Annotated in this window: 3 protein-coding genes; 1 reads left to right on the top strand and 2 read right to left on the bottom strand. The window is 40.4% G+C overall.

The window, feature by feature from the left end:
• Positions 1-136: 136 nt before the first annotated feature.
• Entirely contained in the window at positions 137-817 is a 681-nt protein-coding gene (locus tag KQI58_RS22260; protein ID WP_216411120.1) for a fructose-6-phosphate aldolase, read from the bottom strand.
• Positions 818-977: 160 nt separating this feature from the next.
• Positions 978-1,934, bottom strand: a complete 957-nt coding sequence (locus tag KQI58_RS22265; protein ID WP_216411121.1) for a sugar-binding transcriptional regulator — start codon at positions 1,932-1,934, stop codon at positions 978-980.
• A gap of 130 nt (positions 1,935-2,064) precedes the next feature.
• Between KQI58_RS22265 and KQI58_RS22270 the strand changes: the two genes are divergently transcribed.
• Positions 2,065-2,541 (top strand): YbaK/EbsC family protein, encoded by a 477-nt coding sequence (locus KQI58_RS22270; protein ID WP_216411122.1) that lies wholly within the window; start codon positions 2,065-2,067, stop codon positions 2,539-2,541.
• Positions 2,542-2,700: the final 159 nt, after the last annotated feature.

Consider the following 2,700-nt stretch of genomic DNA (forward strand, 5'->3'; position numbering starts at 1 on the left):
CTATTTACAACAAGGACTGATCTTTGAAAACTAAAAAATATGCGGCGCACAGAACGCGCCGCATATCGGACTAAGTTTTATTCAAATTTGTCTCCACCAACACGATTTGACGAAGAGCCTGTTTTTTTCGTTTATCCTATAAATCTGCGATCGTTGTTCCTTCACCGAAGATAGCTTCCCAATCGCCTGTAAAATCAGTCACTGCTTGCGCAATTGACGGCATTGCTAACGCTTGTTGAATAATATCCACACCCATCGTAGCCGCTTGACTGCCATTTTCTAAAGCAGCATTGACTTGGCCCACGTTCTTGAAGCTAGCAGCCAAGATTTTTGTTTCACTCTTCGTTCGAGCAATCTCTTCTGACATTTCAAAAATAGCTTCCCGCGGATCAATATTTAAGTTTTCCATCCGATTGAAATAGGGTGCGATATAATCGGCCCCAGCTGCGATGGCTAGATAAGCTTGAAACTTGGTATAAATAGCAGTAGCTGTAACGTTGATACCACGACGTTTCAATTCCTTGATTGCCTTCAAACCTGGTTCATTAACCGGAATTTTGATGAATACCTTTTGATCAATATTCGCTAAGATCGTTTCAGCATCCTTGATAATTCCCTCGTAGTCGGTTGCCACGACTTGTACATGTAATGAACAATGTTCACCAATGATACCGCGTATTTCCTTCATGTGTTGGAAAAAATCTATTTTCCCTTCTTTTTTCACGATCGAAGGATTAGAAGTGACACCCGCGATTGGTAAAAAGTCTGCAAATTTTTTAATATCAGCAAGATTCGCTGTATCTAGCATAAATTCCATTTTGAAAGCTCCTTTACTCTTTTGTATAGAACAAGCATAGCACCTTCAAAAAAATATTTCTGCCTTCTTCCTAACAAAAAAAGTGAAAAGCTTTGTACCAAGCCTTTCGCGAATAAAAGTTTTAAAACAATCGCACAAATGTGCATTTTTGTAAGAGAAACTACTTTCGTTGTTTTAGTCGTAAGATTTCCTGTGCGGTTTCTTGATCCGTGATCAATGTTTTTAAGTACCCTTTTTCCAACAAAGGAGCAATCGAACGGGCCTTAGAAATTCCTCGAGCGATTCCTACCGATTGAGGAATGTCAGCCAACTCTTTTAAAGATAACCCAATGGTTCGTTGATCCAAAGCACCATTCAACAGCTTTCCGTAGCCATCATAGAAACGACAGCAGCAGTCGCCTACTGCTTCGCGTAATTTTAATTCTTCATAATCTGCCGGTGATAACAAATCTCGCCATTGGCTTTTATGATAGCTCAAAGGTCCACCAACACCGACAATGACTATATCTAGACGCTTCCAGTACTCCTTTAGATCGTGGAAATATTTTGAATTGAAAATTCCTTCAGCTAGTTCCTTGGTTTCCTGAATGACCGTCGCATTTACAAATAGACTATCACCATTCAATTTACGAGCCAATTCATATACCAATGTATTCACATGATAACGCGAATTAATATGACTTGGTCCGCCGACTACTGGTACGACTGAGACATTCGACAATTGCTTTGGATCAATCTTGTTCACGGCCCGACCGACACTGGCTCCCCATGACAATCCAATGACCATCTCATCGGATAACTGACGACGAATCCAAGCTCCAGCGGCTTCTGCCAGATGATCCTCTTTGGCTTCTTCACTACTATCATTTTCGGTTGGAACCAATTCAACAGCAGTCAGATCAAAGGTCTGCTTTAGCTGCTCTTCTAACTCAAACAATCGTGCATCAAAATGATTGATTTTGATTTCCACAATTCCTTCTGTTTTGGCTTGACTTAACATCCGGCTAACCGTTGTGCGATAGATGTCTAACTCTTTGGCAATCTGAGCCTGTGTCAGTTCTTGTTCATAGTACATATAAGCAACTTTGGCTAATAATTTTTTCTTGTCCTCTTTCATATCTGCTTCCTCCCGTAAGAGTCTCTTCCCTTATTCTAACAAAATATCATTTACGACGTTCGCTAAAGCGTGTATTATTAGTTACTAATAATACGGTGAATAAGTAGATTCCATTCAAGGAGGAAACCAAATGTCTGTTGAAGCTGTAAAAGAGTACTTTTCACACTATGGAATAGCGGATCGCATCCAAGAATTTCCTGTCTCAAGTGCGACGGTCGAACTGGCGGCACAAGCGTTGAACTGTGCACCTGAACGTATTGCAAAGACCTTGTCCTTTAAGCTGAAAAAGGCCGGCAAGAGCATTTTGATCGTCACTGCTGGTGATGCGAAGATAGATAATCCAAAATTTAAAGCTGTTTTCGGTGAACGTGCGTTGATGCTGAAGGCTGATGAAGTGGAAACAACCATCGGACATCCAGTCGGCGGGGTTTGCCCTTTTGGAATCAATCCCGGAATCGATGTCTTTCTAGATGATTCTTTGAAACGCTTCGAAAGTGTTTATCCTGCTTGCGGCAACTCAAACAACGCGATCGAATTGACCATACCAGAATTAGAAAAATATACTCAGTTTAAGCAATGGATCGATGTTTGCAAAAACTGGGAATAAAAAATCGAGGCAGAAATTTGCAATGTCATTAACTTAAGGCACTTGATTTTTATAAAGAGGCACAAACTCGGAACAGTTCGAATTTGTGCCTCTTTTTTTGCTTTTTTCAAGTTATACTTAAAAGAGAGAAGTCCAGTAAAGGAGGGGTTAAAAATGATG

It is taken from the genome of Enterococcus raffinosus (genome assembly GCF_018917525.1).
Taxonomy (GTDB): domain Bacteria; phylum Bacillota; class Bacilli; order Lactobacillales; family Enterococcaceae; genus Enterococcus_A; species Enterococcus_A raffinosus_A.

Excerpts from the sequence above, each read along its gene's own strand:
- KQI58_RS22260 (WP_216411120.1), bottom strand. The coding sequence starts at position 817 with ATGGAATTTATGCTAGATACAGCGAATCTTGCTGATATTAAAAAATTT.
- KQI58_RS22265 (WP_216411121.1), bottom strand. The coding sequence starts at position 1,934 with ATGAAAGAGGACAAGAAAAAATTATTAGCCAAAGTTGCTTATATGTAC.
- KQI58_RS22270 (WP_216411122.1), top strand. The coding sequence starts at position 2,065 with ATGTCTGTTGAAGCTGTAAAAGAGTACTTTTCACACTATGGAATAGCG.